This is a genomic window from Amycolatopsis sp. NPDC051045 (genome assembly GCF_040682955.1).
Taxonomy (GTDB): domain Bacteria; phylum Actinomycetota; class Actinomycetes; order Mycobacteriales; family Pseudonocardiaceae; genus Amycolatopsis.
Genome location: NZ_JBFBCC010000002.1, coordinates 417,311 through 430,379, shown reverse-complemented (window position 1 = coordinate 430,379; position 13,069 = coordinate 417,311). Strand labels below are relative to the sequence as shown.

Annotated in this window: 20 protein-coding genes; 6 read left to right on the top strand and 14 right to left on the bottom strand. The window is 72.1% G+C overall.

All coding sequences use genetic code 11. From position 1 onward, the window contains the following. Positions 1–21: 21 nt before the first annotated feature. The 3 genes from AB0M80_RS06235 (at position 22) to bcp (ending at position 1,441) form a co-directional block, all read left to right on the top strand. Complete coding sequence (locus tag AB0M80_RS06235) at positions 22–204, top strand: hypothetical protein (RefSeq protein WP_364278317.1); 183 nt, start codon at positions 22–24, stop codon at positions 202–204. Between the two features lie 193 nt (positions 205–397). After that, positions 398–943 carry a hypothetical protein gene (locus tag AB0M80_RS06230; protein WP_364559645.1) on the top strand — a complete coding sequence of 182 codons (546 nt, stop codon included), beginning with the start codon at positions 398–400 and terminating at the stop codon, positions 941–943. A gap of 24 nt (positions 944–967) precedes the next feature. Beyond that, positions 968–1,441 carry a thioredoxin-dependent thiol peroxidase gene (gene bcp / locus AB0M80_RS06225; protein ID WP_364559642.1) on the top strand — a complete coding sequence of 158 codons (474 nt, stop codon included), beginning with the start codon at positions 968–970 and terminating at the stop codon, positions 1,439–1,441. Between the two features lie 78 nt (positions 1,442–1,519). Here bcp and rdgB read toward each other — a convergent pair whose 3' ends face one another. From rdgB to AB0M80_RS06200, 5 genes are read right to left on the bottom strand one after another with little or no spacing between them, the layout of a single operon-like run. After that, entirely contained in the window at positions 1,520–2,122 is a 603-nt protein-coding gene (gene rdgB / locus AB0M80_RS06220) for an RdgB/HAM1 family non-canonical purine NTP pyrophosphatase (protein WP_364559640.1), read from the bottom strand. Next, a complete protein-coding gene (gene rph / locus AB0M80_RS06215; RefSeq protein WP_093948149.1) occupies positions 2,119–2,895 on the bottom strand; it encodes a ribonuclease PH in 777 nt (258 codons plus the stop codon). Before rph ends, rdgB begins: the two co-directional genes overlap by 4 nt. Positions 2,896–2,918: 23 nt before the next feature. After that, a complete protein-coding gene (locus AB0M80_RS06210; RefSeq protein ID WP_364559638.1) occupies positions 2,919–3,686 on the bottom strand; it encodes an MBL fold metallo-hydrolase in 768 nt (255 codons plus the stop codon). Between the two features lie 29 nt (positions 3,687–3,715). After that, positions 3,716–4,522 carry a glutamate racemase gene (gene murI / locus AB0M80_RS06205; protein WP_364559636.1) on the bottom strand — a complete coding sequence of 269 codons (807 nt, stop codon included), beginning with the start codon at positions 4,520–4,522 and terminating at the stop codon, positions 3,716–3,718. Continuing rightward, entirely contained in the window at positions 4,519–5,157 is a 639-nt protein-coding gene (locus AB0M80_RS06200) for a rhomboid family intramembrane serine protease (protein WP_364559633.1), read from the bottom strand. Before AB0M80_RS06200 ends, murI begins: the two co-directional genes overlap by 4 nt. A 93-nt stretch (positions 5,158–5,250) precedes the next feature. On the opposite strand from AB0M80_RS06200, the gene AB0M80_RS06195 reads away from it, so the two are divergent. Next, positions 5,251–6,102, top strand: coding sequence for an arylamine N-acetyltransferase (locus AB0M80_RS06195; RefSeq protein ID WP_364559630.1), 852 nt, complete (start codon positions 5,251–5,253; stop codon positions 6,100–6,102). A gap of 1 nt (position 6,103) precedes the next feature. Here the strand turns inward: AB0M80_RS06195 and AB0M80_RS06190 are convergent, their stop codons facing one another. From AB0M80_RS06190 to AB0M80_RS06175, 4 genes are all read right to left on the bottom strand, one after another. Next, positions 6,104–6,820 (bottom strand): aspartate/glutamate racemase family protein, encoded by a 717-nt coding sequence (locus AB0M80_RS06190; RefSeq protein ID WP_364559627.1) that lies wholly within the window; start codon positions 6,818–6,820, stop codon positions 6,104–6,106. Positions 6,821–6,885: 65 nt separating this feature from the next. Further along, complete coding sequence (locus AB0M80_RS06185) at positions 6,886–7,836, bottom strand: cysteine synthase (protein ID WP_364559624.1); 951 nt, start codon at positions 7,834–7,836, stop codon at positions 6,886–6,888. Positions 7,837–7,839: 3 nt separating this feature from the next. Continuing rightward, entirely contained in the window at positions 7,840–8,112 is a 273-nt protein-coding gene (locus tag AB0M80_RS06180) for a MoaD/ThiS family protein (RefSeq protein ID WP_364559622.1), read from the bottom strand. Positions 8,113–8,177: 65 nt separating this feature from the next. Then, positions 8,178–8,585 (bottom strand): M67 family metallopeptidase, encoded by a 408-nt coding sequence (locus AB0M80_RS06175; RefSeq protein WP_176175259.1) that lies wholly within the window; start codon positions 8,583–8,585, stop codon positions 8,178–8,180. An 81-nt stretch (positions 8,586–8,666) separates the two neighbouring features. Here AB0M80_RS06175 and AB0M80_RS06170 point away from each other — a divergent pair, with 81 nt between their 5' ends. Then, complete coding sequence (locus AB0M80_RS06170) at positions 8,667–9,047, top strand: hypothetical protein (RefSeq protein WP_364559620.1); 381 nt, start codon at positions 8,667–8,669, stop codon at positions 9,045–9,047. A 3-nt stretch (positions 9,048–9,050) separates the two neighbouring features. On the opposite strand, the gene AB0M80_RS06165 is transcribed toward AB0M80_RS06170, so the two are convergent. The 5 genes from AB0M80_RS06165 to clpS are packed head-to-tail and all read right to left on the bottom strand — an operon-like array spanning position 9,051 to position 11,649. Further along, positions 9,051–9,545, bottom strand: coding sequence for a hypothetical protein (locus AB0M80_RS06165; protein ID WP_364559618.1), 495 nt, complete (start codon positions 9,543–9,545; stop codon positions 9,051–9,053). Then, positions 9,542–9,784, bottom strand: a complete 243-nt coding sequence (locus AB0M80_RS06160) for an ATP-dependent Clp protease adaptor ClpS (protein WP_364559615.1) — start codon at positions 9,782–9,784, stop codon at positions 9,542–9,544. The genes AB0M80_RS06165 and AB0M80_RS06160 overlap by 4 nt, the downstream gene beginning before the upstream one ends. A 31-nt stretch (positions 9,785–9,815) precedes the next feature. Next, positions 9,816–10,799, bottom strand: coding sequence for a P1 family peptidase (locus AB0M80_RS06155; protein ID WP_364559613.1), 984 nt, complete (start codon positions 10,797–10,799; stop codon positions 9,816–9,818). Continuing rightward, positions 10,796–11,353: a DUF2017 domain-containing protein gene (locus AB0M80_RS06150; RefSeq protein ID WP_364559610.1), complete on the bottom strand. Its 558-nt coding sequence runs from the start codon at positions 11,351–11,353 to the stop codon at positions 10,796–10,798. Before AB0M80_RS06150 ends, AB0M80_RS06155 begins: the two co-directional genes overlap by 4 nt. Then, entirely contained in the window at positions 11,350–11,649 is a 300-nt protein-coding gene (gene clpS / locus AB0M80_RS06145) for an ATP-dependent Clp protease adapter ClpS (RefSeq protein WP_013229464.1), read from the bottom strand. The genes AB0M80_RS06150 and clpS overlap by 4 nt, the downstream gene beginning before the upstream one ends. A 74-nt stretch (positions 11,650–11,723) precedes the next feature. On the opposite strand from clpS, the gene AB0M80_RS06140 reads away from it, so the two are divergent. Beyond that, the gene (locus AB0M80_RS06140; protein ID WP_364559608.1) at positions 11,724–13,025 is read left to right on the top strand and encodes a nicotinate phosphoribosyltransferase; all 1,302 of its coding nucleotides are present in this window, start codon (positions 11,724–11,726) and stop codon (positions 13,023–13,025) included. Positions 13,026–13,069: the final 44 nt, after the last annotated feature.

Genomic DNA, 13,069 nt, shown 5'->3' with positions numbered 1-13,069 from the left:
ACCGGTTACCGGAGGTGCCGCATGTCGTCGCGCAATCCGTTGCACTGGTTCGCCCGCTGGGCCGACTGGTTCGAGGAACGCGGCGTGTACGTGCCCGGCGAAGAGAGCCGCGCGGTCGATCCGGTCCGGGACTTCGGCTGGCTGATGGCGGCGTGGGTGGCCGGCGTCGCGATCTTCATCCTCTTGTTCGCGCTCGCGGTTTAAGTGGCATGTGGCCAGTGATTGTCACCAGCCGTGCCTTTCCGGTCACGGATTGGCCACGGGGCGGCACCAGGTGCGCGACAACCCCACGTTGCGCCTCGTAACCGCGCGCGATCACGGCCAGAGTGGAGCGGGTTCGCCCGGCAATCCCCCGTTGCCGACGGCGCCCCGACCCGCCCCGACTGGAGTACCCGCAATGGCGCTCGCGCGCACCGGCAAGATCATGTTCACCGCAGGACTGCTCGGCCTGGCGGTGGCGTGCGGGGTCCCCAAGGCACACGACGGCACCGCGGCCCTCGGCGTGGCCGGCTCCCCCGCGGGCGCCGGGGTCTCCGCCTCGCAGGCGGGCAACGACCTCAAGTTCGGCGCCGACCACCGGTTCACCAGCGGCCTCACCATCTCGGTCGGCTCCCCGAAGTCGTTCCGGCCCAGCCCGTCGGCGTACCCGCAGAGCCCGCGCGGCGCGGCCTTCGACGTCCAGCTGACCAACGACGGCTCGACGACGTACAAGCTTTCGGGGTTCACGGTCACCGCCGCCGTGGAAGGCACCCCGGTCAAGCAGGTCGTGGACACCACCCAGGGCTTCACCGGCATCACCGACGCGGGCAAGGACGTGCAGCCGGGCCGCTCGGTGCACGTGACGCTGGCGTTCGCGGTACCGCGGGAGCAGACGCGCCTGCGGCTGCAGATCCGGCCGAGCGCGACCGAAGCCCTCGTGGTCACCTACTGTGGCCCCGCCTGAGCGATCGCCGTTAGGCTCTGGGGCATGACCGAGCGCCTTTCCACCGGTGACGAAGCCCCGGACTTCACCCTGCCCGACAGCGAGGGCAAGGAGGTGTCGCTGCGCGACTTCCGCGGCCGGTCCGTCGTCGTGTACTTCTACCCGGCGGCGAGCACCCCGGGCTGCACCAAGCAGGCCTGCGACTTCCGCGACAACCTCGCCGAGCTGAACGACGCCGGCTACCAGGTCATCGGCATCTCGCCGGACAAGCAGGCCAAGCTCGCGAAGTTCGCGGAGAACGAGAAGCTGACGTTCCCGCTGCTGGGCGACCCGGAGAAGACGGTCATCGAAGCGTGGGGCGCGTACGGCGAGAAGCGGAACTACGGCAAGACGTACCTGGGCGTGATCCGCTCGACGTTCGTCGTCGACCCGGAGGGCAAGATCGCCAACGCCTGGTACAACGTCCGAGCGACCGGCCACGTGGCGAAGCTGATCCGGGACCTCGGCCTGGCTTCCTGACACCTTCGCGAGCCTCAGCGGAGCTGATCGACACCCGTCATCCCGGCACGGCAAAGCCCGCCCCGGTGTGACTCTGGTCTAGGCCAGTTCCCGCAACGCCGGCAGCAGCGCCCGCAACGCCACACCCCGGTGCGAAGCGGCGTCCTTCTCCGCCGGCTCCATCTCCGCCGACGTCCGGCTTTCGCCGTCCGGCCGGAAGATCGGGTCGTACCCGAACCCGTTCACGCCCCGGCGCTCCCGGACCAGCGTCCCGCGCCACTCACCCCGGACGACCGTCTCCTCGCCCGACGGCAGCACCAGCGCCGCCGCGCAGACGAACTGCGCCCCGCGCCGCTCGTCCGGCACGTCCCGCAACTGCCCCAGCACCAGATCCAGGTTGGCCTCGTCGTCGCCATGACGCCCCGACCAGCGCGCCGACAGCACCCCCGGCATGCCGTTCAACGCGTCGACCGCAATACCCGAGTCGTCCGCGATCGCGGGCAACCCCGTCGCCGCCACCGCGTCGCGGGCCTTCGCCACCGCGTTGCCTTCGAAGTCGGGCGCGGTCTCCGGTGCCTCCGGGAACGAGGGCACATCAGCGAGGCCGATGACCTCGATGCCCGAAATCCCTTCCGCGGCAACGATCCGCCGCAGCTCGGCCAGCTTCTTCGCGTTGCGGGTGGCCAGAAGCAGCTTCGTCACTTCGAGCCCTTCTTCTTGTCCGGACGCGGCTCCGGCAGCTCGCCGGGGTACGGCAGCGCCAGCGCCTCGTTCTGCAGCCGGGTCAGTTCCGCGCAGCCCGCCAGTGCCATGTCGAGCATGGTGTCCAAAGTGGACCGCGCGAAGGTCGCGCCCTCGCCGGTGCCCTGGACCTCGATCAGCGTGCCCGCGTCGGTGGCGACCACGTTCATGTCGACCTCGGCGCGCGAGTCCTCTTCGTACGGCAGGTCGAGCCGGACCCGGCCGTCGACGACGCCGACGCTCACCGCGGCCACCGACGACGACAGCGGCTGCGGGTCGTTGAGGCGGTTCGCCGCGCCCAGCCACGTGATCGCGTCCGCCAGCGCCACGTACCCGCCGGTCACCGCCGCCGTGCGGGTGCCGCCGTCGGCCTGGATGACGTCACAGTCGATGACGATCGTGTTCTCGCCCAGCGCCGCCAGGTCGATGCAGGCCCGCAGCGACCGGCCGATCAACCGCGAGATCTCGTGCGTGCGGCCGCCGATCCGGCCCTTCACCGACTCGCGGTCACCGCGCGTGTTGGTCGCGGACGGCAGCATCGCGTACTCGGCCGTCACCCAGCCGAGGCCCGAGCCGGCCCGCCAGCGCGGCACCCCTTCGGTGACGCTCGCCGCGCACAACACCCGCGTGTTGCCGAATTCGATCAGCACCGACCCCGCCGGCCACTGCTGGAATCCCCGGGTGATCTTGATGTCGCGGAGCTGGTCGTCGTTCCTGCCATCTTTTCGAGCCACAGGTGCACTCTATGACCGCCCGCTCAGACGTCGTAGACGGCACCCTGCTTGACGACCTCGGCCCCGGGGAACCCGGCCGAGGCCTCGGCCAGCACCGCGCCGGCGTCGGTCCACGGCGCGATGTGCGTGAGCAGCAGCCGCCCGACACCCGCGTCGCGGGCCAGCTCACCGGCCTGCTTTCCGGACAGGTGCACGCCCGCCGGCCGCTCGGCCGAGTCCGTCCAAGACGCTTCGGCGAGCAGCAGGTCGACCCCGTCGGCGAGCTCGTTCAGCGCCACGCACGGCCCGGTGTCGCCGGTGAACGCGAGGATCCGGCCGCCGTAGGAGATCCGCAGGCCGTACGCCGGGGTCGGGTGGTCGACCTCGACCGCGACGACCTCGAACGGCCCGATGCGGAACGGCTCGGGGCGCAGCGGGTGGAAGGCGTAGACGTCGGAGAGGTCCGTGGTGGCCCGCTCGGTCTCGTTGGGCGCGTACGCGTTCGCCAAGCGCGTCGGGGCGTCCGGCGGGGCGTACAGCGGCAGCAACCGCGGGCGCGCCGGGTACGGCGGCGCCGGGTGGTAGCGCCGCAGGACGGTGAGCGCGCTGACGTCGGCGCAGTGGTCGGGGTGCAGATGCGTGAGCACGAGCGCGTCCAGGTCGAACGGATCGGCCACGGCCTGCAGCTGCGCGAGCGTGCCGTTGCCGAGTTCGAGGCCGAGCAGGAAGCCCTCGGCCTCGATCAGGTAACCGGACGCGGCGGCGTTCGGCCCGGGAATGCTGCCGGAGCACCCGAGGATGGTCAGTCGCACGAGGACACCCTAAGCGCCCGAACCACCGATTACGCGGTGGTGGGAGCGAGGACACCCGGGGCGAAGCCCATGAACCGCTGGGCGAGCCGGGTGAACGGCTCCGCCGAACCGGTGGCGAGGAACTCGTGCCGCGGCGGAGTGTCCCTCGTGGTCAGCAGGTCCTGCTCGGTGAGCACGCGGACGAGGTCCTTGGCGGTCTCGTCGGCACTCGAAACGAGCGTGACCTCCTGGCCCATCACGATTTGCAGCACCCCCTGCAGCAGCGGGTAGTGCGTGCAGCCGAGCACGAGCGTGTCGACCTGGGCGTCGAGCAGCGGCTGGAGGTAGCCCTGCGCGAGCCCCAGCACCTGGCGCCCGGTCGTGATGCCGCGCTCGACGAAGTCCACGAACCGCGGGCAGGCGACGCTGGTGAGCGTGATGCCGGGTGCGGCGGCGAAGGCGTCTTCGTAGGCCCGCGACCGCACGGTGCCCTCGGTGCCGATCACGCCGACGCGGCCGGTGTGCGTCGCCACGACGGCGCGGCGCGCGGCGGGCAGGACCACCTCGATCACCGGGACGTCGTAGCGCTCGCGCGCGTCGCGCAGGCAGGCCGCGGACGCCGTGTTGCAGGCGATCACCAAGGCCTTCACGCCGCTTTCCACCAGCTCGTCGAGCGCCGCGAGCGCGTAGCTGCGTGCGGTGGCGATCGGGAGCGGGCCGTACGGGTTGTGCGCCGTGTCGCCGACGTAGCGGAGCTGCTCGGCGGGGAGCTGTTCGAGGATCGCTCTCGCGACCGTCAGTCCGCCGACGCCGGAATCGAACACGCCGATCGGGGCATCAGCGGGCGGTGACGTCACCCTTCGAGGCTACCCGCAGGCACCGGGACGGCTTTGCGGGACCGGCGGGTGGTCAGCCAGGCCGCGAGGACGCCGGCCAGCGCGCCGAAGAGGTGTCCCTGCCAGGAGACGCCGGGGTTGCCCGGCAGCAGCCCGGCCAGCATGCCGCTCCACACGCCGAGCAGCACGACGGCGACCAGGATCTGCCCGGCCGCGCGGTTGAAGAGGCCGCGGACCAGCAGGTAGGCGAGCCAGCCGAAGGCCAGCCCGGACGCGCCGACGGTGACGCCGCCCGACGGCCCGAGCAGCCACACGCCGAGCCCGGAGACCACCCAGATGATGGTCGTGACCAGCGCGAACCGGCCGAACCCGGCGGCCATCGCGAGGAAGGAGAACAGCAGCACGGGCACGGTGTTCGCGAACAGGTGCGACCAGCCGGCGTGCAGCACCGGCGCGAACAGCACGCCGTCCAGCCCGGACAGCGCCCGCGAATGGATGCCGCCCTGGTCCAGGTCGCCGGGCAGGATCACGTCCACCAGCTCGACCAGGTAGAGCAGCAGGGTGAACGACATCGCGACGAGCGCCGCCGCCACCGGTTTCGGCGGCAGCACGCGCTGGGCGGCGTCGGTTTCCGGGGCGGGGTTCAGTGTGCTCACCTCTTCGAGGCTACGTCGGGCCGCGGGAGCTCCACCTCGGGTGAAATCCCTGATCCGGCGGTTTTGTCGGTGCCCCCCGCTAGCGTGGCGGGCATGGGGAACTTCGAAATCACCGGTTACCTGGAGCGGCTCGGCCTCGGCGCGGAACCGCCGGGGCTGGCCGCCCTGCGGCGGCTGCACGCGGCCCACGTGGAGCGCGTGCCGTACGAGGCACTGGAGATCCAGCTCGGGCGGACGACCCCGCTCGAGCCGTCGGCGTCGCTGGCGCGGATCCTGCGGGGCCGCGGCGGGTACTGCTACCAGCTGAACGGGGCTTTCTCGGCCTTGCTGCGCGCGCTCGGCTACCGGGTCACGCGCCACCTCGGCGGGGTGCAGGGCAGCCCGGCGGACGCGCCGAACGTCGACCGCAACCACCTGGCGCTCACCGTCACCGGCCTGCCCGAGGACCCGTCGGCGACCTGGCTGGTGGACACCGGGCTGGGGGACGGCATCCACGAGCCGCTCCCCCTACGGGAAGGCACCTACGTCCAGGGTCCGCACACCTACCGGCTGCGGCCGTCGGAGGTGGCGCCGGGCGGCTGGCGGTTCGACCACGACCCATCGGGCAGCTTCGCGGGCTTCGACTTCGCCCCCGGCCCCGCGGAAATGACCGATTTCGCCGCGAAGCACGCGTGGCTGTCGACGTCGCCGGAGTCCGGGTTCGTGCGGGTCTGCGTGCTGCAGCGGCGGGACGCGACCGGCGTCGACACCCTGCGGGCGCTGACCCTGAACCGCCACGGCGCCAAGGAGCTGCTCGAGTCACCGCAAGACTGGTGGACGGCGGCGGGTGACGTGTTCGGCATCACGCCGGCGCAGTTCACGGCCGAGGAGCGCGAGCGGCTGTGGCGGCAGGTCGTCACCCAGCACGAGGCGCACGCGAGCGGTGGGCAGGTGGTCGCCGTGTGACTCAGGCGGGCGGAGCCGGGAGGGGGGCCCGGCCGAGCGCGTGGTCGACGGCGGCGTCGGCGTGCAGGCGGGTCGTGGGGAACGTCGGCACCGGGCTGTCCTCCGGGCCGACGAGCAGCTCGATCTCGGTGCAGCCGTAGATGATGCCCTCGGCGCCCGCGTCGGCGAGCCGCGCGATCACGCCGCGGTAGGCCTCGCGGGATTCGGGCTTCACGACGCCGAGCACCAGCTCGTCGTAGATCACCCGGTGCACCAGGTCGCGGTCTTCTGCCTCCGGCACGAGCACGTCCAGGCCGTGCGCGGCGAGGCGGTCGCGGTAGAACGGCTGCCCCATGGTGAAGCCGGTGCCGAGCAGCCCGACGCGGCGGATCCCGGCGGCCTTGACGGCCGCGGCGGTGGCGTCGCCGAGGTGCAGCAGCGGGATGCCGAGGCCGTCTTCCAGCTGGTCGGCGACCTTGTGCATGGTGTTGGTGCAGAGCACGACGAAGCCGGCACCGGCTGCCTCGAGAGCCTTGGCGGCGCGGTTCAGCTCGGCACCGGCGTCATCCCAGCGGCCGTCGGCCTGCATGGCCTCGATCGCGGCGAAGTCGACGGAGTAGAGCACGGTGTGCGCCGAGTGGAACCCGCCGAGGACGGCCTTCACCCGTTCGTTCACGAGCCGGTAGTACTCGGCCGACGACTCCCAGCTCATGCCGCCGAGCAGCCCGATGACCATCATGGGAGCCATGATGCCCGAACTGCGCCGGCCGGCGGGCTCGCCGGCGACGCGGAAGGCCGAGTGACTCAGGCCCAGAGCTGTCCGTCGAGCCGCTCGGCCGCCTCGTCGAGCGATCCCGCGTAGGCGCCGGTGGACAGGTACTTCCACCCGGCGTCCGCGACGACGAACGCGACGTCCGCCTGCTCGCCCCGGGCCGCGACCTTCTCGGCCACCGCCAACGCCGCGTGCAGCACCGCGCCCGTCGAAATGCCCGCGAAAATGCCTTCGTGCTCGAGCAGCTCGCGCGTCCGGCGCAGTGCGTCGTACGCCCCGACGGAGTACCGCCCGTTCAGCACGCTGGGGTCGTACAGCTCCGGCACGAAGCCCTCGTCGAGGTTGCGCAGGCCGTACACCAGCTCGCCGTAGCGCGGCTCGGCCGCGATGACCTGGACGTCCGGCTTCGCCTCGTGCAGGTACCGGCCGACCCCCACCAGCGTTCCGGTCGTGCCCAGGCCGCCGACGAAGTGCGTCAACGTCGGCAGGTCCTTGAGCAGCTCGGGCCCGGTGCCGCGGTAGTGCGCGTCGGCGTTGGCCGGGTTGCCGTACTGGTAGAGCATCACCCAGTCCGGGTTCGCCGCGGACAGCTCCTTCGCCCGCCGGACGGCCTCGTTCGAGCCGCCCGCGGCCGGGGAGAAGACGATCCGCGCGCCGTACGCCTGCAGCAGCTGCTTGCGCTCGGTGGAGGTGTTCTCCGGCATCACGCAGACCAGCCCGTAGCCCTTGAGCTTGGCCGCCATGGCCAGCGAGATCCCGGTGTTGCCCGACGTCGGCTCCAGGATCGTGGAGCCGCGCCGCAGCTTGCCTTCACGCTCGGCGGCTTCGATCATGGCCAGCGCGGGCCGGTCCTTGATCGAGCCGGTCGGGTTGCGGTCCTCCAGCTTCGCCCACAGGCGCACGTCGTGCGTCGGGGAGAGCCGGGGCAGCCCGACCAGCGGGGTGCCGCCGAGCGCGTCGAGCAGCGACTCGAAGCGAGCCATCGATCAGCCACCGGCCACGGCGGGGAGGATGGTCAGGGTGTCGCCGTCCTTGACCTCGGCCTCGAGCCCGCCGGCGAAGCGCACGTCCTCGTCGTTGACGTAGACGTTGATGAAGCGGTGCAGCTTCTCCTCCTTGACCAGGCGCGCCTTGATGCCGGCGTGCCGGGCCTCGACGTCTTCGATGACCTCGAGGACGGTCGCGCCCTTCGCCTCGACGGACTTCTCGCCGCCGGTGTGGGTGCGCAGGATCGTCGGGATGGAGACGGTCACGGCCATGGGTTCTTACCTCCGGTGGGTTCTTACACGCAGACGCCGGTGGCGCGGCGGTTTATTCCGGGGGCTCAGTCGATGATCTCGACCGGCTCCTCGGTGATCTCGGCGTCCACGATCCGGTACGAGCGGAACTCGTGCACTTCGGGGTCGCGGGTGGAGACGAGCACGTAGTGCGCGTCCGGCTCGGCCGCGATGTTCGCGTCGGTCCGCGACGGGTAGGCCTCGGTCGCGGTGTGCGAGTGGTAGATGACCACCGGCACCTCGTCGTTCGCGGCCATCTCGCGGTAGAGCTTCAGCAGGTCGCCGGAGTCGAACTCGTAGAACGTCGGCGACCGGGCCGCGTTGAGCATGGGGATGAACCGCTCGGGGGAATCCGAGCCTTCGGGCCCGGCGATCACCCCGCACGCCTCGTCGGGGTGGTCACGACGGGCGTGGGCGACGATCTCGTCGACGAGGTCACGGCGGATCCGGAGCACACCGACATCTTAGTTGGTGGACAAAGCCGGTCCAGATGATGAGACGTACCGCTCACCAGCCGTTATCGGGATACTGGGCCGGTGCCGCTGTCGTCGAAAGTCCGCGATCGGTGCCGGATGTACCTCGGCACGGACGAGCGGATCCAGTACGTGATCCCGGGGATGTCGCTCTACGTCAACCGCTCGCACATGCGCGTCGGGTTCCTGGTCATGGTCACCGACCGGCACGTGACACTGCTGGCCTGCAGCCGCTGGAGCCTGAACCGGCCGAAGCAGATCTGGGAACGCCTGCCGCGCGGCACCGAACTCGGGCCGGTGGAAATCCACCCCTCGCTCGGCCCGATCCTGTCCGTCGGCGGGATCGACCTGGAGATCGACGAGGAGTACGTGAGCGCCGTGCGCGCCGCCGACCTGGAGATCAGCGGCGACGCCCTGCCCGAGGACCCCTATCCGGGCGCCTGAGGGTCAGAGCTCCAGGAACACCGGCACGTCGTCCCGGGCCAGCGCTGCCGTGGCGACGTGGCCTTCCAGTTCCCGGAGCCACGCGACCGTCCGCTCGGCACCCCAGCGCGTCGCGAACAGATCGTCGACCGGTACCTCCCAGCGCGGCTGCCGCAGGTACGCCGACTGGGCGTGGGCGAGCACGAGCCGCAGGTCGCGGGCGCCCGCCAGGTCGAGCTCCAGCTCCGTCCCGCCGGACCACGCCCCGAGCACCCGGGAGAACGCGGCCACCACTTCGGCGCGCATCGCGGCGCCGTGCCGGTCCCGGAAGGCCGCACTCGGCTTGCGGCGCCGGTAGGCGTCGGGGAACAGCGCGGTGTCGGCGATCCCGCCCCGCCCGGAGCCGGCCAGCCGGGCCGCGACGTCGGTGAGGGTGTGGTGCAGCACCGACGCGGTGTTGGGCGCCAACGCCATCCGGATGCGCCCGCACCACGCGGTGACGTGCGCGAAGTCGGTCACGCGGCCGGCCTGAGCGTCGCGTGCAAGCCGCGGACCTGCAGGGCCGCGACGAAGTCCTCCGCGGGTCCGACCGGCAGCGGGTCGAGTTCGGCCGAACCGGTGGTGTGGATCCGCTCCGCGGCGGCCCGGCCCTCGCCGGGCGAGCTGCCGAGCAGCTCCTCCAGCACGAGCGCCACCCCGGCGAAACTGTTCACGTTGTCATCGTGGATCCGGACGACCCACTTCTCCTCGGCCCGCACGCCCGGATGATCCGCGCGAAGGGCGCGGGCGTTACGCGAACGCTTCCGGCCAGACGTCCCGGTAGGCCGGTACCCCACCCGCGGTGGTCGCCGCCAGCAGGCCGTGCACCATCGCCCGCGCGAACACCCGCGCCGCCGCCGAGCACAGCGCGTCCAGCGCCGCCGGCCGCGCCGCCGCGCCGAACGGGCCGCTCGCGTCCGGCAGCTCGCGCGCCCCCGTGGCCAGCGCGAACACCGTGTCGCCGTCGAACATCGAGTGCGCCGGGCGCACCGCACGCGCCAGCCCGTCCTGCGCCGCGACCGCGAGCCGCCGGGCTTCGGCTTTCGACAGCGCCGCGTCGACCGCGACCACGCCGATCGTCGTGTTGAGGTCGGTCCGCCGAGAGGGCAGGTTTGCGGCCCGCGAAGGCCACGACACGCCGAAGTCGCCGTGGTCGGCCGCGTACGCCCGGCCCGTCGTCAGGTCCACGGCCTCGCCGGCCGCGTTGACCGCCGCCAGCGCCCCGACCGTGTACTCGCCGACGACCTCGCTGGCCGTGCCGATCCCGCCCTTCAGCGAGCCGACCGCCGCGCCCGCGCCCGCGCCGACCGTCCCCTGCGCCACCGGACCGGCCGCGGCAGCCGCACAGGCCGCGTAGCCGAAGGACGCGTCGGGCCGGTTGCCCCACTCGCTGCGCGGCAGGTCGAACAGCACGGCCGCGGGCACGATCGGCACGACCTCGTGCGGTTGCGGGCCCACCGGGAAGCCCAGGTTCCGCTCCGCCAGCCACCGCATCACGCCGTCGGCCGCGGCGAGGCCGTACGCCGACCCGCCCGAGAGGCAGACGGCGTTGACCCGCTGCACGAGGTTCTCCGGCTCCAGCAGGTTCGTCTCCCGCGTGCCGGGCGCGCCGCCGCGCTGGTCGACCGCGCCGACCGCGCCCTCGGGCACCAGGACCACCGTCGTCCCGGTGGCCCAGCCGTCGCCGACCCGCTCGTGGTGCCCGACCAGGACACCGGGCACGTCGGTGATCATCCGGCCAGTGCCTGGATCAGCGTCTCCTGCACCCACGTCAACCAGTGGTAGACGCCCAGGTGCGGGGCCCGCGGGTCGTCCTCGGGCAGCTCGTCGGGCATGTCCTCGGTGACGTCGAGCGCGGTGCCGAGCGCCAGCCGGACGTCGTTGAGCGCGCCGAGCCACGCGTCGGCCTGCTCCTCGGTCAGCCGGACGTGGCCGCCGTCGCGGGGCAGGGTGTCGAGCACGATCTTCGCCACGCCGACCTTGATGTCGAGCAGCTCCGGCTCGTGCAGCGACCGCATCGCCGCGACCGAGTCGATGTCTTCCCGGGACGGGTTGTCCGGGTCGAGCTTCTGGAAGTCCGGGAGCAGCCGCGACAGCACCGGGTCGTCCGGGGACTCGCTGGGCCCGGTCCGGATGCCGGTGAGCTCGGCGAGCTCGTCCTGCGGCGCCTCCTCGGCGCGCGCGGTGAGCATGTCCTCGAGCTGGCTGACGAGTCCGCGCAGCACGGCCGCTTCCTGCTGCTCGAACCCCGCGTGGATCACCGCGCCCTTGCGCCGCCAACCGTTCACGAGGGCTGCTCCATAGTGGCCCAGAGGCCGGCCGCGTGGAGTTTCGCCACGTCCGTCTCCACCTTCTCCTTGCTGCCGGACGACACGATCGCCTTGCCCTTCTGGTGCACGTCCAGCATCAGCTTGGTGGCGTGGTCGCGGCTGTAGCCGAACAGCTTCTGGAAGACGTACGTCACGTACGACATCAGGTTGACCGGGTCGTTCCACACCACGGTCCGCCACGGTGTGTCCGACTCGGCGACTTCGGCACCGGCCGGTTCGACCTGCGTCTGTTCGGATGCGACAGGCGTGGACATGCACCCCATGGTGTCACGGGGGTCACGGGGTACGCCGCGCCAGGTCCGGCCATGTGGGTGAATAGGCTTACCCCATGGGTTCACCGGAGCCGGTCACGGCCAGCACTGCGCTGCTCACCGACCACTACGAGCTGACCATGCTGGGCAGCGCACTGGCCGACGGGACGGCGGCGCGGCCCTGCGTATTCGAAGTTTTCGCCAGAAGGCTGCCCGACGGGCGGCGCTACGGCGTGGTCGCGGGCACCGCCCGGGTCCTCGACGCGATCGCGGACTTCCGCTTCACCGACGCCGAACTGGCGCAGCTGGAAGCGACCGCGGTCGTCGACGACGCGACGCTCGCCTGGCTCGCGGACTACGAGTTTTCGGGGGACATCGACGGTTACCCCGAGGGCGAGCTGTACTTCCCCGGCTCGCCGATCCTCACCGTCACCGGCTCGTTCGGCGAGTGCGTGCTGCTGGAGACGCTGGTGCTGTCGATCCTCAACCACGACAGCGCCATCGCGTCGGCGGCGGCCCGGATGTCCGGCGCCGCGCACGGCCGCCCGATCATCGAGATGGGCGGCCGCCGCACGCACGAATACGCCGCGGTCGCGGCCGCGCGCGCCGCCTACCTGGCCGGTTTCGCGACGACGTCCAACCTCGAAGCCGGGCGCCGCTACGGCATCCCGACCCGCGGCACCGTCGCGCACGCCTTCATGCTGCTGCACGACAGCGAGGAGGCGGCCTTCCGTGCGCAGGTCGAGAAGATGGGCGCGGACACGACTCTGCTGGTCGACACCTACGACATCACCGCGGGCATCGAGACCGCCGTCCGCGTCGCCGGGCCCGAGCTCGGCGCGATCCGGATCGACTCCGGCGACGTCGGCCCGCTCGCCCGCCGCGCCCGCGAACAGCTCGACTCCCTCGGCGCCAAGGACACCCGGATCGTGGTCTCCGGCGACCTCGACGAGCACGCCATCGCGGCGCTGCGCGCGGAGCCGGTGGACGCGTACGGCGTCGGCACCTCGGTGGTCACCGGGTCCGGCGCGCCGACCGCCGGGATGGTCTACAAGCTGGTCGAGGTGGACGGCAGGCCGGTCGCCAAGCGCAGCGCGCACAAGGAGTCCCGCGGCGGCCGCAAGTCCGCGCTGCGGCGCCACCGCGGCACCGGCACGGCGGTCGAGGAGGTCGTCTGGACGACGGCGGGGGCCGCACCCGAACCGGAGGCCAACGACCGCCCGCTGCAAATTCCGCTGATCCGCGCTGGCCGCCCGGAGCCGGACCTGCCTACGCTCGACGACGCGAGGCAGCGGCTGCGCCGCGGCCTGGTCAGCCTGCCGTGGGAGGGCCTCAAGCTGTCGCACGGCGAGCCCGCTATCCCGACGCAGTTCTTGTAAACGACGCTGTGTAAACGAACCTGTCTCTGAGAGGGAGGTCCACC

Bases quoted from the DNA above. Each gene is read 5' to 3' on its own strand.
- AB0M80_RS06235 (WP_364278317.1), top strand. From the start codon at position 22: ATGTCGTCGCGCAATCCGTTGCACTGGTTCGCCCGCTGGGCCGACTGG.
- AB0M80_RS06230 (WP_364559645.1), top strand. From the start codon at position 398: ATGGCGCTCGCGCGCACCGGCAAGATCATGTTCACCGCAGGACTGCTC.
- bcp (WP_364559642.1), top strand. From the start codon at position 968: ATGACCGAGCGCCTTTCCACCGGTGACGAAGCCCCGGACTTCACCCTG.
- AB0M80_RS06195 (WP_364559630.1), top strand. From the start codon at position 5,251: ATGGGGAACTTCGAAATCACCGGTTACCTGGAGCGGCTCGGCCTCGGC.
- AB0M80_RS06190 (WP_364559627.1), bottom strand. From the start codon at position 6,820: ATGATGGTCATCGGGCTGCTCGGCGGCATGAGCTGGGAGTCGTCGGCC.
- AB0M80_RS06185 (WP_364559624.1), bottom strand. From the start codon at position 7,836: ATGGCTCGCTTCGAGTCGCTGCTCGACGCGCTCGGCGGCACCCCGCTG.
- AB0M80_RS06180 (WP_364559622.1), bottom strand. From the start codon at position 8,112: ATGGCCGTGACCGTCTCCATCCCGACGATCCTGCGCACCCACACCGGC.
- AB0M80_RS06155 (WP_364559613.1), bottom strand. From the start codon at position 10,799: ATGATCACCGACGTGCCCGGTGTCCTGGTCGGGCACCACGAGCGGGTC.
- clpS (WP_013229464.1), bottom strand. From the start codon at position 11,649: ATGTCCACGCCTGTCGCATCCGAACAGACGCAGGTCGAACCGGCCGGT.
- AB0M80_RS06140 (WP_364559608.1), top strand. From the start codon at position 11,724: ATGGGTTCACCGGAGCCGGTCACGGCCAGCACTGCGCTGCTCACCGAC.